This is a genomic window from Klebsiella sp. BIGb0407, from assembly GCF_024807845.1.
In the GTDB taxonomy this organism is placed as follows: domain Bacteria; phylum Pseudomonadota; class Gammaproteobacteria; order Enterobacterales; family Enterobacteriaceae; genus JGM124.
Map to the genome: position 1 here is coordinate 1049418 of NZ_JANUEQ010000001.1, position 21033 is coordinate 1070450.

Annotated in this window: 19 protein-coding genes and 1 tRNA gene; 10 read left to right on the plus strand and 10 right to left on the minus strand. The window is 46.3% G+C overall.

All coding sequences use genetic code 11. From position 1 onward, the window contains the following. Positions 1-126: 126 nt before the first annotated feature. The gene (locus M2387_RS04975) at positions 127-1179 is read left to right on the plus strand and encodes an alpha/beta hydrolase family protein (RefSeq protein WP_259047557.1); all 1053 of its coding nucleotides are present in this window, start codon (positions 127-129) and stop codon (positions 1177-1179) included. Here M2387_RS04975 and M2387_RS04980 read toward each other — a convergent pair. Both M2387_RS04980 and M2387_RS04985 read right to left on the minus strand, forming a co-directional pair. Continuing rightward, positions 1106-2146, minus strand: coding sequence for a helix-turn-helix domain-containing protein (locus tag M2387_RS04980; protein ID WP_259047558.1), 1041 nt, complete (start codon positions 2144-2146; stop codon positions 1106-1108). The genes M2387_RS04975 and M2387_RS04980 overlap by 74 nt on opposite strands. An 84-nt stretch (positions 2147-2230) precedes the next feature. Next, complete coding sequence (locus M2387_RS04985) at positions 2231-2689, minus strand: GNAT family N-acetyltransferase (protein WP_259047559.1); 459 nt, start codon at positions 2687-2689, stop codon at positions 2231-2233. A gap of 106 nt (positions 2690-2795) precedes the next feature. Here M2387_RS04985 and pdxR point away from each other — a divergent pair, with 106 nt between their 5' ends. Further along, the gene (pdxR, locus tag M2387_RS04990) at positions 2796-4271 is read left to right on the plus strand and encodes a MocR-like pyridoxine biosynthesis transcription factor PdxR (protein WP_259047560.1); all 1476 of its coding nucleotides are present in this window, start codon (positions 2796-2798) and stop codon (positions 4269-4271) included. A gap of 82 nt (positions 4272-4353) precedes the next feature. Here the strand turns inward: pdxR and M2387_RS04995 are convergent, their stop codons facing one another. Then, complete coding sequence (locus tag M2387_RS04995; protein WP_259047561.1) at positions 4354-5466, minus strand: ABC transporter substrate-binding protein; 1113 nt, start codon at positions 5464-5466, stop codon at positions 4354-4356. 260 nt (positions 5467-5726) lie between these two features. Between M2387_RS04995 and M2387_RS05000 the strand changes: the two genes are divergently transcribed. The 3 genes from M2387_RS05000 to M2387_RS05010 all read left to right on the plus strand — a co-directional run bounded on the left by M2387_RS05000 (position 5727) and on the right by M2387_RS05010 (position 8618). Then, a complete protein-coding gene (locus M2387_RS05000) occupies positions 5727-6518 on the plus strand; it encodes an inositol monophosphatase family protein (RefSeq protein ID WP_259047563.1) in 792 nt (263 codons plus the stop codon). Between the two features lie 64 nt (positions 6519-6582). Beyond that, positions 6583-7713 carry an MFS transporter gene (locus M2387_RS05005; RefSeq protein ID WP_259047565.1) on the plus strand — a complete coding sequence of 377 codons (1131 nt, stop codon included), beginning with the start codon at positions 6583-6585 and terminating at the stop codon, positions 7711-7713. Between the two features lie 104 nt (positions 7714-7817). Next, positions 7818-8618 (plus strand): Cof-type HAD-IIB family hydrolase, encoded by an 801-nt coding sequence (locus M2387_RS05010; RefSeq protein ID WP_259047566.1) that lies wholly within the window; start codon positions 7818-7820, stop codon positions 8616-8618. A gap of 55 nt (positions 8619-8673) precedes the next feature. Here M2387_RS05010 and M2387_RS05015 read toward each other — a convergent pair whose 3' ends face one another. Together M2387_RS05015 and ldtA are read right to left on the minus strand one after the other, a co-directional pair. Next, positions 8674-9438 (minus strand): DeoR/GlpR family DNA-binding transcription regulator, encoded by a 765-nt coding sequence (locus tag M2387_RS05015; RefSeq protein ID WP_259047567.1) that lies wholly within the window; start codon positions 9436-9438, stop codon positions 8674-8676. Positions 9439-9547: 109 nt separating this feature from the next. Further along, complete coding sequence (gene ldtA, locus M2387_RS05020) at positions 9548-10486, minus strand: L,D-transpeptidase (protein ID WP_259047568.1); 939 nt, start codon at positions 10484-10486, stop codon at positions 9548-9550. Positions 10487-10632: 146 nt separating this feature from the next. Here ldtA and M2387_RS05025 point away from each other — a divergent pair, with 146 nt between their 5' ends. Beyond that, a complete protein-coding gene (locus tag M2387_RS05025; protein ID WP_259047569.1) occupies positions 10633-11874 on the plus strand; it encodes a mechanosensitive ion channel family protein in 1242 nt (413 codons plus the stop codon). A gap of 66 nt (positions 11875-11940) precedes the next feature. Here M2387_RS05025 and M2387_RS05030 read toward each other — a convergent pair whose 3' ends face one another. Beyond that, positions 11941-13362 (minus strand): EmmdR/YeeO family multidrug/toxin efflux MATE transporter, encoded by a 1422-nt coding sequence (locus M2387_RS05030; protein ID WP_259047570.1) that lies wholly within the window; start codon positions 13360-13362, stop codon positions 11941-11943. A 188-nt stretch (positions 13363-13550) separates the two neighbouring features. Here M2387_RS05030 and M2387_RS05035 point away from each other — a divergent pair. After that, positions 13551-13626: transfer RNA gene (locus tag M2387_RS05035), tRNA-Asn, on the plus strand. 355 nt (positions 13627-13981) lie between these two features. Here the strand turns inward: M2387_RS05035 and M2387_RS05040 are convergent. Beyond that, complete coding sequence (locus M2387_RS05040; protein WP_259047572.1) at positions 13982-14482, minus strand: immunity 70 family protein; 501 nt, start codon at positions 14480-14482, stop codon at positions 13982-13984. Positions 14483-14574: 92 nt separating this feature from the next. Further along, positions 14575-15234 (minus strand): DsbA family protein, encoded by a 660-nt coding sequence (locus tag M2387_RS05045; protein WP_259047573.1) that lies wholly within the window; start codon positions 15232-15234, stop codon positions 14575-14577. A gap of 277 nt (positions 15235-15511) precedes the next feature. On the opposite strand from M2387_RS05045, the gene M2387_RS05050 reads away from it, so the two are divergent. The 3 genes from M2387_RS05050 (at position 15512) to M2387_RS05060 (ending at position 18002) form a co-directional block, all read left to right on the plus strand. Beyond that, positions 15512-15943: a CopD family protein gene (locus M2387_RS05050; RefSeq protein WP_259047574.1), complete on the plus strand. Its 432-nt coding sequence runs from the start codon at positions 15512-15514 to the stop codon at positions 15941-15943. Positions 15944-16000: 57 nt separating this feature from the next. Next, positions 16001-16546: a Fic family protein gene (locus M2387_RS05055; protein WP_259048295.1), complete on the plus strand. Its 546-nt coding sequence runs from the start codon at positions 16001-16003 to the stop codon at positions 16544-16546. A 178-nt stretch (positions 16547-16724) separates the two neighbouring features. After that, entirely contained in the window at positions 16725-18002 is a 1278-nt protein-coding gene (locus M2387_RS05060) for an O-acetylhomoserine aminocarboxypropyltransferase/cysteine synthase family protein (RefSeq protein ID WP_259047575.1), read from the plus strand. 52 nt (positions 18003-18054) lie between these two features. Here the strand turns inward: M2387_RS05060 and M2387_RS05065 are convergent, their stop codons facing one another. Both M2387_RS05065 and M2387_RS05070 read right to left on the minus strand, forming a co-directional pair. Next, positions 18055-19383, minus strand: a complete 1329-nt coding sequence (locus M2387_RS05065) for a 6-phospho-alpha-glucosidase (RefSeq protein ID WP_259047576.1) — start codon at positions 19381-19383, stop codon at positions 18055-18057. Between the two features lie 11 nt (positions 19384-19394). After that, a complete protein-coding gene (locus M2387_RS05070) occupies positions 19395-20921 on the minus strand; it encodes a PTS transporter subunit EIIC (RefSeq protein ID WP_259047577.1) in 1527 nt (508 codons plus the stop codon). Between the last annotated feature and the right edge of the window lie 112 nt (positions 20922-21033).

The following is a 21033-nucleotide window of genomic DNA, read 5'->3' on the forward strand; positions in this document are numbered from 1 at the left end:
TCAGTAAAAAATACCTCAATTGACGACCTGAATCCTGTTCCAGGACGCCCTGATGCGGTGCTTCGTTGTATATATCGTACCTGTTTTAAATATAACAACACACTTCATCACTACAGGGTCATCCAGATGTGTATACGTCATATTCTTTTCTTATCTGCTTTATTGTTCGCAACCCAGGCGAATGCCAGTCCCGGCTTTCGTCAGGTTACATCTTCGGCGTTAAATATTTCTGTGTGGTATCCCACCGCTTCTCAAGAGGCAGTTGAATCTGTCGGCGAAAACCCGGCTTTTTTCGGTGTCAACGTCATCCGCGATGCGCCCACTTTACCAGGGCTACATCCCCTGCTGATTATTTCGCATGGCTATAACGGGAACTGGCGTAATTTGTCCTGGATTGCAGCGGCGATGGCAGAGCAAGGCTATATTGTTGCCGCCCCGGATCATCCGGGTACCACAACCTTTAATCAGGATCCCGTGGCGGCAAAACAGCTCTGGAGACGCCCACAAGAGCTGACCCGGGTTATTGATTTCATCATAAATGCGCCCAATTTATTCGGAAAAACTGATCAGGAACGAATTGCCGCTTTAGGACACTCACTAGGAGGCTGGACGGTTATGTCGCTGGCAGGCGCTCGCTTTGAACCGACACAACTGATTCAAGACTGTCAGCACTATCCACAACGGGGTGACTGTAAATTAATAGAAAAATTGGGTATTGATAAGACACTATCTCAGGAAAAACTCGCCGCAAGTCACAGAGATCCCCGAGTTAAAGCCGTGGTTTCTCTCGATTTGGGATTAGCGCCAGGTTTTACCCCTCAGAGCCTGCATGATATTAACCTGCCAGTACTTATTCTGGCGGCCCGAATGGACAAGCTGGCCTCATTATCCGCCGAACAGGAATCAGCCTATCTTGCCGCCAACATACCTCAGAAATGGCAGCAGTTTACTGTTGTGGAAGGCACCACACACTTCAGTTTTATGCAGCTGTGTAAACCCGGAGCAGAAGTGCTCATTAATGAAGGATCGCCTGGCGATGATATTGTCTGCAAGGATGCCCCTGGCGCTAAACGAACAGATATCCATCAAGGTCTTATTAAGAACATTAGCTTATTTCTGAATTCATCTCTTGGCTATCACCCGCCTGCTGGCGAAATAATGTTGGAGAGGCGCCAGTAATACGCTGAAATTCCCGGTTAAAATTAGATTTAGTGATAAAACCAGATTCCAGCATAATTTCGGTAACGGGCATTGGAGTGCTGAGCAACAGCTCTCTGGCCCGTTCAATCCGGAACCCGTTAATCCACTGGGATAAATTGCACTGAGCTTGTGAGTTTATTGCCGCTGAAACTTGTCGGCCGGGAATACCGGTTTTTCTCGCCAGGAGATTAAGCGTTAACTCGGAATTAAGGTAAATTTGAGTTTCACGAACGTATTTATCAAGTCTGAAATAAATCTCTGCTAATTCACCCGGTTCGATAACAGTGCTTACAGGCCGGGCCACTTTATAAGTATCCATCACTGGTAGTGCAACGTTTTTTCCCGCTTTCAGAAGTAACACACCAATAAGGGGTAACAGTGTGACCTGGAAAATAACAATAATAACCGGAGCCAGTTTTCCGTCAGCAATACTGAAATCAAGGCTAACAATAAGATCGGTCAGCCCTGAGATACAGAGAAAACAGCCAGCAAAAAAGGTCATTCTGGTGATATTAGATGCATCGCCCAGTCGGCTAAGAATAAAACTATCCTCGCCTCGCTTTGCCATTCGTAGCAAACTCAATCCGTACCCGGAAAATATCAAAAAAAGAATAACGTCCGTTGCGGCAGGCCAGACTATACGCAATAAGAGGGCACCGGCTGGAGGCAGGTACAACAGCAGTGAGCGGCGCTGTCCGCTGATATCAGTCATCGAGGCAAAACTATGCCAGGCCAGAGGCGGTAAAAATATCGCCAGGCCTGACTGAATATTCCTCAGAAGAGTTGAATCATATTCCCAGCGTAAAGTACTGACAGAAATAAGAACGATACAAGCAATAAGAAAACGCACAGTACCACTGTGACGCTGTTTTTCAGGAAACAGTGCCATTGCCAGCAAATAAATCAGTGTGAATAACGTAACGACCGGAAAAGGAACAGAAATCATAACAGCAGTACCAGTGCTAACAATGACCTCAGATGTTGGCACAAACAGAGCACCGCTGTCTCTTTTAAATCAGGGATATTCCCATCAGAGCGGTAACCGGTACTCAATCACGCCGGGTTTGACCGCCACCCAGTCATAAAGCCGCTGTGCGGTGCTATTTTTTTCCTGGGTATGCCAGTACAAGCGACCACACTGCCGCTCGCTTGCCTGCTGCTTGACGTGTTCAATCAGCTGTTTACCGATATTTTTACCCCGGCAATTTTCTGCTACAAACAAATCTTCCAGATAACAGAAATCATTAACTGACCATGTTGAACCATGAAAAACATAGTGCACAAATCCGAGTAATGTTGCCCCTTGTTTAGCCACCGCACAATACAGGGCCTGGTCTGTATTGAAAAACCGCTGCCAGGTTTTAAGGGTGGTCTCTTCTGATAACTGAACTTCATAAAACTGCTGATACTTTATCCACATCGGGAGCCACTGGAGATAATCATCTTCTTGTACCGCTACTACTGAGATTTCTTCATTATAATCAGTCATATCAATCACCTTACTGGTATTTTATCTATTGCGTGGTGAAAGAGTAACGCCTGAGGTGGTATCATATAAGATACACTTATTAAATTTTATAGGGATCCACTTTTTAATGAAAAAAAATGTGGCCAGCTTTCCTGGATTATTGCTTCAGAAAGGTAAAATCAAAGACCAGTTTTATTTCGCTATTAAAGAACTGATATTGAGCGGCCAGCTTCAGGCCGGGAAAAAAATCCCTTCCAGCAGAACCCTCAGTGAAATGATGTCAATTTCACGAAACTCTATTTTATCCGGCCTCGACAGGCTGATTGATGAGGGGTATTTGCAGACGAAAAAGGGGTCGGGAACCTATGTTACGTCGATAATTCCGGATGAGATGATTGAGATTAAATCGCCATCACCCCATAACGATAAAAACCCTGAACAGAAAAACGCGAATATTAATCCCCAGATAAACGCCATAAAAGAAATATGGGATAAGACCTTACCCTATGCCGGTCACAACAGAACTTTTAATATTGGTGTCGGTTGTACAGACCTCTTCCCCTATGAACTCTGGGGGCGGCTTTCCGGGCGAGTCTGGCGTCAGTTTCGTCATCAGGACTGGAAACTTAATCAGCCAATGGGATACCTGCCATTACGCCAGGCTATCAGTAAATATGTCCGCACGACTCGCGGCGTTGATTGTAGTGATGAGCAAGTGCTTATCGTCAATGGTACCCAACAAGCCATGAATCTTGCCGGCCAGGTTCTGTTGCAAAAAGGGGATCAGGTTTGGTTAGATGAGCCGGGTTATGATGGCGCTTTAGGCGCATTTACGGCTCTTGGTGCCAAAGTGCGTCCGGTTATCAGTGATAAACAGGGAATGAATATCGATTATGCGATACGGCACTGGCCGGAGGCTAAAATGATGTTTACTTCCCCCTCGCATCAATTTCCCCTTGGTGGAACCTTAAGTTTATCCCGAAGGATGGCGCTGCTTGACTGGGCCGCTGATAATAAGATGTGGATTTTTGAAGATGACTATAATAGCGAGTTCAGATACACCTCCCAGCCACTGCCCGCCCTGCAAGGTTTAGATAAACACCAGCGCGTTATCTACGCGGGAACCTTTTCCAAGATGATGTTTCCCGGATTTCATATCGGGTTTCTGGTGATACCGGAAAGTCTGACAGAAGCATTTAAAATAGCTAAATACTATACCGATACCCGAACGCCTTATTTAGACCAGGCTATTCTGGCAAGTTTTATTTCGCAAGGCCATTATGCACGCCACGTCAGAAGAATAAGAAAAGCCTGCCATGAACGCCAGCAAGTCATGCTGGATGCGATACAAACTTACTTATGCGGAATAATGACGGCCGAACCGCTAGATTCAGGTATTCATCTGGTTTGCTGGTTATCCGCTGACATTCAGGAATCTGCTGTGATTGAGGAGTGCCGTAAAGCCGGGTTAGGTGCTCAGCCATTATCACGTTACAGTCAGATAAAGCCAGAACGTCAGGCTATTCTGTTAGGTTTTGCCGCGCATTCACCTGACGAAATTATTGCAGGGGTAAAGAAACTGGCTCAGGTTTTAGCCCACTGAATAACGATATCTGATGACGAAGCGAGTTGTTTTCCCTCGCCAACTCGCTTCGTAAAGTAGCGTTAATAATACCGTCTATCCACTACTTCCCGTCTTTTAAGGAATAGCTCAGGGTCACAGGACTGTCCGGGATCTGAGTAAAGTTCTTAATAATATGATGATAATCGGCTTCCGGATTAAGCTGCTCTAACGCCTGCGGATACAAATCTTTTGCCAGCACTTCCATACCAATAATATTGTAAGGATGGTTATAGAAGTGATGATAGACGCCGAATACGTTACCTTTTTGCACCGGTTCTATGGTTTCAAATGTCGGTCTGGACAGCAGTTCATTGAAGACTGGCGTCACTTCATCCTTAGTGACGTTATAACCAAAGGGTAAGACATTCTGATTAGCACGCTTAGAGCCGGTCATAATGTAGACATCCGGTTTCATCGCAATAATCTTCTCGATAGAGATAAACCCGGTACTGCCCGGCAGCAGTTCTGAACCGATATTTTTACCGCCAACGGCTTCTACCAGCCCACCCCAGCCGTTATGTCCGTGGGTAAAGCAGCAGTTCTCACTATTACCGGCAATAGGTTCAATAAACACCGTAGGTTTATTTTTTTCTGCTTTGGTGACCTTCTGCAGTGCATTCAGTTGCTGCTGATAGTAATCCGTATACTCTTTAGCGCGCGATTCCTGATTCAGAACTGTTCCCAGTAAATCAACGCTTTTTGCCGTATTTTCTAGCGGATGTAATTCATAATCGACAAAAATAACCGGAATATTGAGTTTCTTTAAGGCCGCTATCACACCCGATTGTTCCAGGGCTGGCTTAGCACGCAACTGCGCTATCATCACATCAGGCTGTTTTGCCAGTACGCTTTCCAGATTCACTTCACCCTGGTCACTGAACCCCATATCAATAATGGCTTTTGAATCAGGCCATTTTTCGCTCAGCAATGCCCAGCTCCGACCATCCTGCTTTTTCAGTAAATTATTCCAGGCAACAACACGTTTAAAAGGCATTTCCCGGTCAAGCAGCGCCAGCGCCATGATGTCACGTCCGTCTTGCAAGATAACGCGCTCGGGTTCTTTCTCTAACGTGATTTTTTGGTTATCCATATCGGTGATTGTCACCGGATAGGTCGTTGCAGCACAACCAAGAGAAGTCAACAGCAGTCCGGACAGGATAAAACGTACTTTCATTGCAGGCCCCATGATAAAGAGATTGTTAATCATTTTCATTCAGGAAAATTTAACGCAGATCTCTATGTCACGTCTTACTAAACTTACACTTCGTTTAAGAACTATATACATAAGCATACAAATTTTGCTTGTCGGGAGCTCATTGCATACTGCCCGGCAAGCAAAACGAGCATAATTTAACTTACCCTTTATTATATATTGCATAAATTGACATAATAAATCATCATCGAGCAATACCAGATAATCAGGAGAGTGTTATTATGCCAATCACCAGACCCGATACCCAGTTTCTGCACCAGCTAGCCGAGGTGGCTGAAAAACGCACCCTCGAAAGCTACCTGGAATCACATCATATTGATATATCTACTAAACCTAAAGATGGCTTCCGCTTTGATCCGGTGACTAATGTTGATCGCGAGACGGAGATATTACTGAGAGATCTGATTACACGTCACTATCCTGACCACGCCATACTCGGCGAGGAATTTGGTCAAAGTGGACAAAATCACTTTCAGTGGGTGATTGATCCGATTGACGGAACGCGGCCGTTTTTATGCGGGCTCCCGGTCTGGGGATGTCTGATTGGTTTGCTGGAACAGGGAAGAGCAACCATGGGCATCATGAGCCAGCCCTACACCGGCGACCGTTTCTGGTCCGACGGCGAACAGTCCTGGTTTTCCGGTCGTCTGGGTGAAAAAAGAATACACACGCGACAGCATGTAGAAATCCATCAGGCCATTCTTCATACCACATCACCCGAGTCCGTTGATTTATATCCCGATAATCATTTTGACCTGCTGCATGATAAAGCCCTGATGACGCGGTATGGCGGAGAGTGTTATGCCATGGCTATGCTGGCGGCAGGCCACATTGATATTTGCGTTGAATACTCACTACAGCCTTACGATATTGTCGCTCTGATCCCCATTATTGAACATGCGGGTGGCGTTGTCACAACGATAGACGGTGGCCGGGCAGAAGGTGGCGGTGCCGTTGTCGCCAGTGCCAATGCCAGACTTCACTTCGATGTTCTGAATATTCTTAATGCCTGATAAGAACCTTCAGGCAGCCCTCTGCCTGAAGGTTTGCAAATACCGATACTGGCCGGACAAAACCATGAATGACAGAGTTTCCACGCGTATTATTTTTTTCGTTGCCGGGTTAGTGACCGCCACCTGGGCAGTGATTGTTCCCTTTGCCAAAACCAATACTGGCGTTAATGACGCACTACTGGGCACTTTATTACTGTGCCTTGGCTTCGGAGCCATGGTGGCTATGCCGGTGACAGGAATACTCACTTCCCGCTATGGCTGCCGCAAAGTTATCTCTGCGGCAGTAGTGATTATCTTACTGTCTATTCCCTTTCTTTCGGTGGTGACGTCTCCACTGTTATTAGGGCTATCCCTGCTGATTTTCGGTATCGGGGTGGGAATAACGGATTGCGCGATGAACGTGCAGGCTATTCTGGTTGAGAAATCTTCCGCAAAGCCGCTCATGTCCGGATTTCATGGCATGTTCAGTGTCGGCGGTATTGCGGGCGCAGGAGCCATGACGGGGCTGATGAGCCTTGGCTTCGGCGTCGTCACCTCTACACTGATAATCGCCGCACTGGTTCTGTTCTTACTGCTGGCAAGCTTTAAGGGAATGCTACCCTATGCTAATCCCGCTGAAGGCCCGGCCTTCGCTATCCCCAGAGGTACCGTTTTAATTATTGGTATGATTTGTTTCATTATCTTTTTAGCCGAAGGCACGGTGCTGGACTGGGGAGCACTCTATCTGGTGGAGAGCCGTAATATTCCTGAAACTCTCGGCGGGCTCGGTTTTGCGACCTTTGCTATCGCGATGACTTTTGGCAGACTCACCGGGGATTATATTGTTACCCGCTTTGGCGCACTGAAAGTGGTCATACTGGGTAGCGGTGTCGCGGCTATTGGCTTTTTGATGCTGATCAACAGCTACGCCCTCCCCCTGGTGCTGACAGGCTACCTGTTAATTGGCCTCGGCTGCGCCAATATTGTACCCGTGATGTTTTCTCAGATAGGCAAGCAAAAAAGTATGCCACAGATGGTGGCGGTACCCGCTGTGACGTCTGTCGGCTATCTCGGTATTTTAGCTGGCCCGGCAATCATCGGTTACATTGCCTGGCATAGCTCAATTGCCCATGGGTTTATTTTTGTCACCCTGCTCGTCATCGTGGCAGCCTTACTGTCATTCAGCATCAGAAACCTGCTGAAAGCCAGTATCTGAATAATTCTATTAACCTCTTTTCTTATTTGCACTGAGTGTGTTTCCCCATCGGTGGAACACACTCACCTCTTAAAAATGCACTAAATCACACTCAAGGTGACAGAATGATAAAGCTAATCATCACAGATTTAGACGGAACCTTCCTTAACAGTCAGGGTGACTATGACAGAGCTCTGTTTGCAGAAGTCAGCGCTATTATGGCGAAAAAAGGCGTTCAGTTTGCCGCTTGTACAGGTAAACAGTGTGAAAGAGTGGAAGAGTTATTTGGCGACTTCAGTGAAAACCTGTGGATTATTGGTGACAGTGCGACCCGAATCAAATTCAACGGCGAGTTTATCTTTCAGTCTCTGATCCGCAATGAAACAGGTCTGCGCATTATTGCTACTTTACAGCAGGCAAATCAGCAGCATGTGATCATTGCCTGTACCAACGATGGCGCGATTATTCGCACCGATACGCCACAATATCTTAAAGAGAAAATTCGTCGCTCATATACGAAGATGATTGAAGTGGATGACCTTGCGACTCTCAGTGCCGATTTTGTGAAGATAAGCGTTTATGATGAAAACGGGGGTTGTCCTCAGACTCGCCCGAGCCTGAAACCTTATGAAAGTGAGGTCTATATCGTGGTCTCGGAAGCGGCCTGGATTGATATTGCCGACTACGGGGTACACAAAGGTACGACTGTACAAAAATTACAGGAGTTACTGGGAGTAGGCCCTCAAGAGACGATGGCCTTTGGTGATGGCTATAATGATCTCGAGCTGCTGGCAGCAGCCGAATACAGTTTTGCTATGCGTAATGCTTTTGAGGAAACCAAAGCTGCCGCTAATTTTGTCACCGGCAGTAATGATGAAAATGCGGTTCAGGAAACCATCAAACGTATCCTGGCGTTACAATCCTGACAACAGACTCACCAAAAGCGGAACCTGCTCCGCTTTTGGTGACTGATAAAGAGTACTATTCCGCCACTTCAATACGCATACTGATATGGCTGAAATCACTGATATTGGTCTGCTGGCTCACGACAGCAACATCAATTTCTTCACAGGTTGCGACTTTATATCTGGCGACCTGAGGCATTTTCTCTGCGGTTACCGCAGCAATGACTTCGCTACTCTGACTGAGAACCTCTTTTTTAAAACAAGCGTCCTCATAATAAACCGCCGTCAAACCCGCCTGGGGATCCAGCCCACAGACACCGATAAATGCCTGATCAAAGGTAATGCCATTAATCTGCTTAACCGTATCAGATCCCATCGTACTGCCGGTCAGCGGGTTCACCTTACCGCCCAGTAAAATCAGTTCCCCCCGGGTACGACTACTCAGGGCTGCTGCAATCTGTGGGGAGTTCGTCACTATGGTTAATGCAATATCTTCGGGAATGAACTCCACCATCGCCAGATAGGTTGACCCCGCATCAATAAAGATGCAGCTATCGGCTTTGAGCATTTTTGCGCAATGTCGGGCAACTTGCGATTTTTCCAGCATATTCTGAGATGCGCGGATCTCAAAACTGGCCGACTGCATAATCTGACTGACGGCACCGCCGTAGACCTTTTTACATACGCCCCTTCTGGCAAGTTCCTGCAAGTCACGGCGAATAGTGTGCTCGGAAACACCCAGTTGTTTCGCCAGATCGGTACCAATCACCCGGCCTTTATCGGTAAGCATTTGCTGGATTAACGCCTGACGCTGGTCCGGAAATGCATCATAATCTGTCACGATGCGTCCTCAATCAAAAAGAATATTTCATAATGAATCATAATCTATCATAAATGAGGGATATCTGTCAGGAACTCCCCGTAGCCGCTATAGCACGGGGAGTCGGTTGCTATAAGGGATTAAACACGGCGGACTGATTATCAACCCGTACCGGCATTCCGGAACGACGCGTCAGAGCTTCATTAAAGGTGGTGGCATCAACCGTCGGTTCAGCGGACATCTTCTGTAATGTCTGTGCCATTGGCAGCGGAACCTTTTTATTTGACTCAAACTCGGCCCGGTTACGTGACAGAGGTTCATGTACTTCAATCCAGCGACTGCCGTCTGCCTCAAGGGCAATTTTTACCGGCTGATCGATAATCTGTACCCGCTCGCCTTCCCGGACCTGGTTAAACAGCCATTCAATATCCTCATTACGCAGACGAATACAGCCCTGGCTGACTCGCAGACCAATACCGAAATTGGCGTTAGTACCGTGTATTGCATAAAGCTTTCCGATATAGATGGCATACAGCCCCATCGGATTATCAACACCCGGTGGGACAAAAGCAGGAAGCTCTCTGCCTTCTCTGGCATATTCTCTGCGCGTATTGGCGGTCGGAGTCCATGACGGGCCCTCTTTTTTACGCTCAATTTTCGTTACCCAGTTACGCGGGGTCTCGCGTCCGGCCTGGCCAATACCAATAGGTAATACTTCGACAGTATTTTCCCCCGGTGGATAGTAATACAGCCGCATTTCGGCGACATTCACCACAATGCCCTCACGAACGGTATCCGGCAGAATAATTTGCTGAGGAATAATCAGCGTTGTTCCTCCGGCAGGCAGGAAAGGATCGACCCCAGGATTCGCCTCCAGAATATTGCTCAGTCCCTGGCCATACTTGGCAGCATAGTACTCAAGCGGCTGCGTGTTACCCTCTTCAACCGTGATAGTCAGTGGTTCTCCGACCAGACGGCTCCCCTCCGGGGGCAGTGGGTAGGTTACGGCCCATGCACTATGGGTCAATGCCGTCAGTACCAGGATAAAAGAAGATAGATACTTCATCATATTCTGCTTCTCGTTACAGTTAGTCTGTATTAATCATAACGTGCTTTGAGATTTAAGGCAGGAACTTCTGATTGAATTCCCTCTGAGGGTTGCGTCTGTCAGGGGCAATATGCATGATACCTGCTGTATTTATTAAAGGAGGTATTATGAAGGCACTGATTTCCGAACTCGGAAAATACGGTATTACACCCGACGAAACCCCCTATCTGGTCGTGATGACAGTCATTATTTTATTGACTGCAATTATTGTGCACTTTATTTTGCATCGGATAGTTTTAAGAGCCATTGAAAAACGTGCTCAAGTCAGTTCCAGTCTGACGCTGCAAGTTTTTACTCAGAATAAGCTTTTTCATCGTCTGGCCTTTATGCTGCAAGGCATTATTGTCAATGTCCAGGCCGTACTATGGTTGAAATCGGGTTCTGATGAACTGGTAATTCTCAGCACCTGCGCCCAGCTCTGGGTGATGCTTTACGCTCTGTTATCTATTTTCTCTCTGCTCGATGTCATTACCGGGCTGTCGCATAAGTTTGCCACCGTCTCGCATTTACCTTTAAAGGGTGTTTTCCAGAGCCTTAAGCTTCTCAGCTCGCTGGTTGTTGGCATCATGATTATCTCCTTGCTGATTGGGAAATCGCCGACCATTCTCATCAGTGGACTGGGTGCGATGGCCGCCGTCCTGATGCTGGTCTTTAAAGACCCAATTCTTGGACTGGTAGCGGGAATTCAGTTGTCTGCAAATAACATGCTGAAACTGGGTGACTGGCTGGAAATGCCAAAATACGGTGCGGATGGTGCGGTTATCGATATTGGTTTAACCACGGTTAAAGTTCAGAACTGGGATAATACCATTACCTCAATGCCTACCTATGCTCTGGTCTCTGACTCCTTCAAAAACTGGAGTGGGATGTCTGCATCCGGCGGACGCAGAATTAAACGCAGCTTGTTTATTGATACCACCAGCATCCATTTTTTGTCGGAGGAAGAACAAAATAAATTACAGGAAGCGAACTTACTGTCCCCCTATATTAATGAGCGCAATAGCGAGATTAAAGAGTACAACCAGCAAATTAATAGTCGCTCGGTGCTGAATCAACGGCAGATGACCAATATTGGGACCTTCCGTATTTATCTTACGGAATATCTGCGTAATCATCCCAAAGTGCACAAAAATATGACCATGATGGTGCGCCAGCTCGCCCCTGAGTCACAAGGTTTGCCGCTGGAGATTTATTGCTTCACCAATACTGTGGTATGGCTGGAATACGAAGCTATCCAGTCTGATATCTTTGACCATATTTTTGCCGTTATTGGTGAATTTGGTCTGCGTGTTTATCAGGCGCCAACCGGCAATGATGTCCGTTCTCTCGCCAGTATTATCACCCACTGATCCTGCTCAACCAGAGGTTGTCGTTACCAGCCACCTTGCGTGGCTGGTAACGAGATACCCGGGAATTTATTTCTGTGGCCGGGGATACTTCTGTAACCAGCGACCACTGGCCATACGCCAGTAGAAACAGGCACCGCGCACAGCCCAGTCCAGGAACATACCCAGCCAGACCCCCACCACACCCATACCAAGGACAATCCCGAGCGTATAACCGGCAACCACCCGACAGCACCACATACCGACCATCGCCACCCACATGGCATAGCGGGCGTCACGCGCCCCTTTCAGCCCGGCCGGGAGCACCCAGGAAGCGGCCCAGATCGGCATAAACGCGGCGTTCATCCATAAGAGAATGACGACAACATGAATAACTTCCGGATCGTCGGTGTAAAACGAGGCAAAAAGCCCGGCAAAAGGTGCGGTTCCCCAGGCTATCATTGTCAGCACTACGGTTGAGAGCCAAAGGATATGGCGTAACTGACGTTCTGCCTGCCCTATTTCCCCTTTGCCTAACCGCCTGCCAACAATAATGGTGGATGCTGAACCGAGTGCGTTACCTGGCAGGTTGATTAATGCGGCGACCGAAAAGGCAATAAAGTTACCGGCAATAACGCTGGTTCCCATCCCGGCAACAAACATCTGGGTCAGTAATTTACCGCCATTAAACAGTACCGATTCGACGCTAGCCGGAATACCAATTCCGAGAACTTCACGCAAGATACTGGTATTTAAGCGGGTAAAGTAACTTCTGAAAGTAATGCGAAGTGCCGGGTTAAAACCGCTCATCAGCACCAGAATGATAGCAATTGCGCCAATATAGCGGGAAATAGTCAGGCCCAGTCCGGCACCAATAAAACCTAATCCATCCCAGCTGAAGACACCATAAATCAGAACACTACTGAAGAGAATATTCAGAATATTCATACCACCGTTAATCAGTAACGGTAACTTAGTATTGCCAGCACCACGTAAAGCCCCACTGGCAATCAGCGTAATTGCAGCTGCCGGGTAGCTCCAGACGGTGGTTTGCAGATAAGAGAGAGCCAGGTCTTTAACCTGAGGAGAGGCCTTACCGGCAATAATTTCGATAATATGCGGACCAGCAAGGTGGATAACCACAGCCAGCACGATAGAAACAAGCGTCATCAGTACTAATGACTGCCTGGCCGCAGCACGCGCACGCTCAGGATCCAGCTTACCAAAACTAAAGGCCACTACGACGGTGGTACCCAGGTCTACGGCCGCAAAAAAGGCAATAATCACCATATTAAAGCTGTCAGCCAGCCCGACGCCAGCCATCGCATCCTGACCCAGCCAGCTGACGAGGAAAGTACTGAATACCCCCATCAGTAATACACAGGCATTTTCTAAAAAAATAGGCACCGCAAGCGGCATAACCTCACGCCACAACAGTACACGATGCGCTTTTCTTTTAGCACCCCAGGGCGATTTTTGTACCCCACGACGCAGTACTTCAGATATGTTCAAGCCAAAACCCGGATAATTAATGAAACATTATTTCAATATGATGGGCCAGGTTAGCAGTTCCTGCAAAGTTTTTTCAGTTAACGGTACTAAAAAACAACAAGATGTTGGTTGTTTAGGCAAAAGGACATTTTCTGCTATTTTGTCTTTGACAAACCTGTAGCAAAAGCTAAGATAGCGCCCAACAAAATTCCTCTGTAGTTCAGTCGGTAGAACGGCGGACTGTTAATCCGTATGTCACTGGTTCGAGTCCAGTCAGAGGAGCCAGTTTAGAAAATCCCGCATAAGGAAACTTACGCGGGATTTTTGTATTTATAGCTAATAAAACAACAAGCTGGAATAAGAAGAGGGTTTGATACGTTTTCCGCTATCTCCATGCGACTGCGGAATTTGGGGGTCAGATTTGGGGTCAGTTTGGTTCGATGACGGCGTATCCCGCAATGTCTCTTGATGATACAAAAATCGTCGGTTAAAACCTCTTGCTAAAATCATCAAAATCACCGGGAGCAACAAATGCTTTTTAGGTAGTGAATATCTTATTTGTAAAATATTAAAAACGATCATACCCGCATATAAAAAACCTGTTATTTGTGAACAGGATAGTATTAGCCGTTAATAATATTTACCTTTTCCAGAAAGGCAAGTCTCCCTCAGATAATCTGTCGTATTCCTCAATCGGCCTCATAATATCTTCTGTTGCAGATTTTATCGAAGTACCTCCCAAAAGCATCGGAGAATATACACCGTATTTATCATTTAATGAGAGAGTCATAATGTATGCTGTATTAAAACCTTTGAAAAACCTATCAAAAAAACTGCTTAAATTATCGGTATGAATATTCCATGCTGTTTTATTCATATCAATATCGAGTTCAGAAGACAATTTACTATTCAAGATAGTTTGGGAGAATTTTAATTGAATATCATCAACTTCTATTTTGGCTTTTTTTATCTCTTCCAGATTTAGTGATTTTTTGTACAGTTTCAACATCACTATGGGATAACAACTTCCCCAGCGGTCTTGCTCAAGAATTTTTGATACTGACGTAAAAAAGAGATCAATATCCTCAGAAGTACCTAATCCAAAAATAGTTGAAGTCCCTAAAATTCCAATTTGCTCCAATTTTCTGCACACCTTATATTGATGGGATTTATCCAGATACAAGATCTCCGATATTAAGTCCCCATACAATGAGGACCCCTTTCAGCTTTTATTTACAACAAATTTTTCAGCGCATTGCTGATGGAGTCTGAGCCGCTATAAAGATCGGCTCCGCTGATAGCAGACGTTTTTCCCGCAATTGTCACCAGCAATAACGGAACGCCAGATACCCCGATTGAATGCATCAGCTGTTTCACGCTGTCAGTGCGTCTGTCTGTTATGTCAGAGAGTTCATTTCCTACAGCAAAAGGATCCCCGTGGGTCGGGAAGTGTATTTCGAGCTCCTTCGTCGTGGCGTATTTATTACTTATTTCGGCTACCACTTCACTGCTGGAGGTATCAAGGCCACGCACATAGCGTGCAATCTGCAGTTCATGTAACAGGCCCGCTTCAGCCTCAGGCACAATTCTTTTATAAGCTGTCAGAGCACAATTCATAGCATGTGAATCAAAACTGCCTCCTGAATTCAGAAGCTGGTGATATTCTTCGCTGAAACGCTGGCCTGTCAAAGAGGCTATTCGCTGGTCATTGCTCCAGGCGTAAGAGGCAAACTGCGCGGAAACAGGCCGTGCGCCCTCCCCTGAAAAAAGCCCGGACGGCAGCAGTTCCAGAACGTCCGGATAGGTCTGTGCCAGCCAGGACAGTGCAGGGGCACTTGCATAGCACCAGCCACACAGTGGGTCAAAAATATACTGTAATTTTTCGATTTTCATTATTGTCGCCATGGCCTTAACTTAAGTGGTTTTATCATATCGAGAATGTACTGAGTACATATCACTTTAAAAGTATCATAAATGACACTTTTATCAGATATAACGGACTTTAGATAAACTATCTGCTACCTATTCACATAAAAGGTTCAAAAATGAACCTTGATAAGGTTAAATCCTTAGTGGATAGTCTTTCTGAATCAGATACACAGTTGATTAAAGATAGCGTTACTGGCTATGACTAACCTTTCGTATTAACAAAATTAAAAAAGAGATATATATGGATTACCGCTGGATTGGATCATTTCATTTAATAGCTGCTGTAGTCTGGGTCAGCGGCTTACTGTTGCTGGCAATAGTGGCAGGCGTTTATGCAGGTAAAAGCCCTGAGCAGGCCAACGATGTCTCTTTCCTGAATGCTATCCGCTCCTGGAACCGGAAAGTGACTTCCCCAGCTATGCTTCTGTTATGGCTGTTTGGTGGAATATTAATCGTTAAAAGTGGGGATCTGTTTCAACCCTGGCTGGTGATGAAGCTTGTGGTTCTGCTCTTCCTTTCCGCCGTACATGGCAAGCTATCGAAAACGATACGTATCCTGGCCCCCCATCAACCAGCACAAACCAGCCTGATGACCAGACAGAGTAAAGGTCTGATAGTCTGCTCGGTTGCCGCGATTATTCTTTTAGCAAAATTTAGGACATCATTAGTTTAATTCTCGTGGTCACCTTAATCCAGACAGATACCGGCTAGCGGGTTAATAGAAAATAAGCTGTGGCTAAAGAATTCCGATGTTCCCGCGTTAATTAAAAGCTGTGTATTCCATTACGAATTTGAGTTTATTCATCCTTTTGCCGATGGAAATGGGCGTATGGGGCGCTTATGGCAAACGTTAATTTTAAGCCAATGGCAGCCAGTTTTTATCGACATTCCGGTAGAAAGTTTAATCTATCAGCACCAGGAATCCTGGTATCAAGCTTTACGAGCCAGTACCGCCAAATCAGACAGTGCGCCATTTATTGAGTTTATGCTTGGTATCATTGCCCGAACACTGCAAGAAGTTAATCCCCCTGCTACTACGGTATTAACCCCGTCACAGCAAAAAACGCGGGTAGAAACGCGGGTAGAAATGAAGATAAAAACGCCGCAACAGATTCTGACTTTATTAGCACAAACACCTACTCTGACGCTGGGTGAAGTTGCCCAAATACTGGAGAAATCACCCAGCACTATTGAACGCGCCGTTGCGCAGTTAAAACAGCAGCAAAAGCTTTCGTACATTGGGCCGAAAAAAGGAGGATTCTGGCAGGTACTTTAGTACCTGGATATCAGTCACATATCCCCCTCTCCTTTGCTCATTTTCTATCTAATATAATGCTTTTTATGTATAAATATTTCTCTGTTCGCAACGTATGCTGTTTCTAAAAGCAAAATAATTCGCGCGGCTTTGCGAAGGCATAAACCTTGACTATCGGCACACCCACAGAGACCCCTTTATGAAAATAGAATCACTGGCCTTACACCACGGATATGAATCAGAAGCGACCACAAAATCTGCGGCAGTCCCTATTTATCAAACCACCTCTTACACTTTTGATGATACCCAGCATGGCGCTGACCTGTTTGACTTGAAAGTCGCAGGAAATATCTACAGCCGAATTATGAACCCGACCACCGCGGTGCTGGAGCAACGACTCGCGGCTATCGAAGGTGGCATTGGTGCACTGGCGGTCGCGTCTGGTATGGCTGCTATCACCTATTCTATCCAGGCACTGACTGAAGTCGGCGATAATATTGTCAGCACCAGCCAGCTCTATGGCGGTACTTATAACCTGTTTGCTCATACCTTACCGCGCCAGGGTGTTGAAGTGCGAATGGCCAGTTTTGATGATTTCGAGGGGCTGGAAGCGCTGATTGATAACAGAACCAAGGCACTGTTTTGTGAATCAATCGGTAACCCGGCGGGTAACGTAGTCGATATTGCCCGCCTGGCCGAAATAGCTCATCGCCATGGTGTGCCCGTTATTGTCGATAATACCGTGGCGACGCCAGTATTATGCCGCCCCTTCGAGCATGGAGCCGATATCGTGGTGCACTCCCTGACCAAGTATATTGGCGGTCACGGTACGACAATTGGTGGCATTATTATCGACTCAGGTAAATTTGACTGGGTAGCTAATAAAGCGCGCTTTAGTTTACTGAATGAACCCGATGCCTCTTATCATGGCGTGGTCTATACTGAAGCCTTTGGTCCTGCGGCTTATATTGGCCGCTGCCGGGTCGTTCCGCTCCGTAATACCGGTGCTGCGCTGTCGCCGCACAGTGCCTTTTTACTGCTACAGGGGCTTGAAACACTGAGCTTACGGGTAGAGCGACATTGCAGTAACGCAGAAAAACTCGCCGCATTCCTCCAACAACATCCCTCCGTCAGCTGGGTTAACTATGCCGCACTCCCTGACAGCCCGTTTAAAGCCAATGCGGATAAAATCACCGCAGGCAAAGCCTCGGGGATTGTCAGTTTTGGTATTAAGGGCGGAAAGGAAGCTGGCGGGCGTTTTATCGATGCGCTGCAGATGATTTTACGCTTAGTGAATATCGGTGATGCCAAGTCCCTGGCCTGCCACCCTGCAAGTACCACTCATCGCCAGTTAAACCCCGAAGAGTTAGCCCGGGCCGGTGTCAGCGAAGATCTGGTGAGAATTTCTGTCGGTATTGAGCATATTGACGACATTATTAATGATGTTTCTCAGGCGCTGGAAGCGGCTCAGAAATAGTATCTGGGCGCTATAAGAATAACCAGCACCCATGAGGTGCTGGTTTCAGAAATTAATGCAGCTCTGGCCAGTAATCTTTATTGGCAATAATCAAGTCATCAAGAATAGATTTAGCGACGGATGCACTCGGTACCGTTTTCGATAAAGTTATCGCCTGCCAGAGTTTCTGATAGCTGTGTTCAATCCAGGCTTCAACCACCAGTTTTTCTACTGCAACCTGTTGTTCCATCAATCCTTTCTGGAACAGTGGTATTTTACCCATAGCCAGAGGCTCCGGGCCATTTGAACCCACCAGACAAGGAACTTCCACCATCGCAGTTTCATCAAAATTAGCGACAGCACCGTTATTTTCAACAATGAGCAGCATTCTTTCCTGAGTATTGAAGGCAATCGCCCTGGCTAAATCAACGATAAAGGTGGCATGGGCCCCGGCATGGAAACTGACCTCTTTTGCCGTTTGCTGCTCGACAATAGAACGCGCTTTATCAAATACCTCTTTCTCGCGGCCAATAATGATTTCATTCGCCCGCGTAAATTCTGGGTTTGAATGCTCCACCACATAATCAGCATGTAGGTAATATTTTAAATAAGTATTAGGCAGCGTTTCAGGATCCAGAGCAAAAATATCTTTCGCTTTTTTAAAGGTCTCTATCCAGCTCGGTGCTTTATGCTGAAAATCTTCAGTCTGGCTACAGTAGCCGTGCTCTGCGACGTGTTTCTTCAACGCGGGCATTAAGTCATTACCTGCTTTATCGGTAATACTTGTCCACCAGCCAAAGTGATTCAAACCGTAATAACGAACATTCATCTCTTTGCGCGATGACATTCCCAGGATATCGGCAAAAATACCTTCAATAGCGACTGGCATATCGCAGATATTGATTATTTTTGATGTCGGACGTAGACGTCGGGTTGCTTCAGCCACAATTGCGGCGGGATTAGAGTAATTCAGCATCCAGGCATCAGGTGACCAGGTTTCCATATAATCAAGGATCTCTAAAACACCGGCAATAGAACGCATACCATAGGCAATGCCCCCCGGACCGCAAGTCTCTTGACCGACGACACCATATTTTAGCGGGATCTTTTCATCCTGCTCGCGCATTTCATACAGACCGACTCGAATATGAGCCATCACAAAATCAACCCCGGTAAAGGCACTCTGAGGATCGGTGGTATAACTAAAGGCCACTTGCGGATAGCGCTCCCTGACCATAATCTGACACGCCTCGCCGAGCTGACGTTGCCTTTGTTCATTATTGTCATAAAGACGAATTTCTTTCAGTGGCAGGCTGTCCATATTATCTAACAGCATTAATACAATCCCTGGCGTATAGGTACTGCCGCCACCTGCAATAGTTACTACAAATTTATTTTCCACAAACCACCTCTTTATTCGGTTATGCCTAAAATATCGTTTACGTTATTTTTAATCTTGCTGACTTTTAATCCGTAGATTATCTGAATATGGTTGCCTTTAATTATCACGGCACTTCCGCCTGTTTCTTTCAATAATGACTGCTGAATTAAAGCCGGATCCCGGACATCAACACGCAGGCGGGTAAAACAGTTATCCACAGTGCAAATATTCTCTTTTCCGCCCAGTCCCTGAATAATGTCGTTCCCGATATCGCTGTCAGCAGAAGCCTCAACAACTGGAGGGGATGATGGTTCATCTGCTTGCCTGCCCGGTGTCGGCATATTGAATCTGGTTATCAGGAATTTACCTGCCCAGTACATCGTCAGAGTTTCGCACAGGCCCAGCATGACAAAGAGCGGCCAGCGAGTTCGTGCCATACCTGAAGGAATGTTGTAGACAATAAAATCGATGATTCCATTCGTGGCGCATACTCTGACATCCACCATCCAGGCGAGCATTTGATAGAAACCATCAATAACCGAGTAAACCAGCCATAACAGTGGTGCAGCAAAGATAAATAAGAACTCAAAGGGTTCGGTAATGCCCACCAAAAATGATGTGATAACCAGGGGAACTAACAGTGCTTTTACTTTAGGTTTATTTTGCGGCTTTGCGGTTTTATAAAATGCCAGCGCTAAACCTGCGGTACCAAAAATTTTAACCATGCCATAAGTCAGAAAACGCGCGGAATCACTGAAAGCACTGTCCGTTGCCATCTCAGCTAAAAATATAGGTTTCGCGCCGACAATAACCTGACCGTCAACCAGTAACTGTCCCCCGACAGAGGTAAAGACAAAAGGAGACCAGATAAGATGGTGCAGGCCGGTCGGGATTAAAAAGCGATTCAGGAAACCATATAAGAAGACGCCACCAGAGCCAAAAGCTTTCATAAATTCAGTGAGCGCAGAAATACCCTGCTCGACTACCGGCCAGATATAGACGGTTGCAATAGCAAACAGCCCGATAACCGGCAGCATAATAATCATCACCAGCTTGCTGTTTCCGTAAATTGAAAAAGCACCTTTAAATTCTTTATTAACGAATCTGTTATGCACCCAGGCAATCATAGCGCCCAGAATAATGCCGAGAAAAACCCCCATATCGACGACCTTAAAGCCGAAGATAAAGATTTGACCGCTGCCGTATAACTCACCGTTAGTGGTTCCTTCAGCCAGTCGCTGCGTTAATGTCAGCCAGGAGTTATTCGCCGCCAGGTACATCAGGTAAGACATCGCAGCAACAAAAGTCGCCTCTGCTTTCCTGCTTTTCGCCAGGCCACTGGCAAGGCCAATACAAAAGAAGAAACCGAGATTATTCATAACTGCCCAGAGCAAACTGGAACAGTATTTACCGATAATCCACAACGTGCTCCCTTCAGCCACCCATAATTTATTGGTAGCCATACTAAATAATGCAATTAACAGGCCTATTGCAGGTAAATACAGCACCGGGCCTATCATCGCTTTGGAGAAGTCTTGTAGCTTTTTTAATACGACCATCTGACACTCCCGCCATTTTTGTTGTTATTTTTCAGTGGAAACTTCACTTTCACCTTCACGTGCCGCCATCCTATGAGTTAATTGACGCTGGGGGATTTAACAAAAAAGAGAG

Excerpts from the sequence above, each read along its gene's own strand:
- M2387_RS04975 (WP_259047557.1), top strand. The coding sequence starts at position 127 with ATGTGTATACGTCATATTCTTTTCTTATCTGCTTTATTGTTCGCAACC.
- M2387_RS04980 (WP_259047558.1), bottom strand. The coding sequence starts at position 2,146 with ATGATTTCTGTTCCTTTTCCGGTCGTTACGTTATTCACACTGATTTAT.
- M2387_RS04985 (WP_259047559.1), bottom strand. The coding sequence starts at position 2,689 with ATGACTGATTATAATGAAGAAATCTCAGTAGTAGCGGTACAAGAAGAT.
- pdxR (WP_259047560.1), top strand. The coding sequence starts at position 2,796 with ATGAAAAAAAATGTGGCCAGCTTTCCTGGATTATTGCTTCAGAAAGGT.
- M2387_RS04995 (WP_259047561.1), bottom strand. The coding sequence starts at position 5,466 with ATGAAAGTACGTTTTATCCTGTCCGGACTGCTGTTGACTTCTCTTGGT.
- M2387_RS05000 (WP_259047563.1), top strand. The coding sequence starts at position 5,727 with ATGCCAATCACCAGACCCGATACCCAGTTTCTGCACCAGCTAGCCGAG.
- M2387_RS05005 (WP_259047565.1), top strand. The coding sequence starts at position 6,583 with ATGAATGACAGAGTTTCCACGCGTATTATTTTTTTCGTTGCCGGGTTA.
- M2387_RS05010 (WP_259047566.1), top strand. The coding sequence starts at position 7,818 with ATGATAAAGCTAATCATCACAGATTTAGACGGAACCTTCCTTAACAGT.
- ldtA (WP_259047568.1), bottom strand. The coding sequence starts at position 10,486 with ATGATGAAGTATCTATCTTCTTTTATCCTGGTACTGACGGCATTGACC.
- M2387_RS05025 (WP_259047569.1), top strand. The coding sequence starts at position 10,633 with ATGAAGGCACTGATTTCCGAACTCGGAAAATACGGTATTACACCCGAC.
- M2387_RS05045 (WP_259047573.1), bottom strand. The coding sequence starts at position 15,234 with ATGAAAATCGAAAAATTACAGTATATTTTTGACCCACTGTGTGGCTGG.
- M2387_RS05050 (WP_259047574.1), top strand. The coding sequence starts at position 15,512 with ATGGATTACCGCTGGATTGGATCATTTCATTTAATAGCTGCTGTAGTC.
- M2387_RS05060 (WP_259047575.1), top strand. The coding sequence starts at position 16,725 with ATGAAAATAGAATCACTGGCCTTACACCACGGATATGAATCAGAAGCG.
- M2387_RS05070 (WP_259047577.1), bottom strand. The coding sequence starts at position 20,921 with ATGGTCGTATTAAAAAAGCTACAAGACTTCTCCAAAGCGATGATAGGC.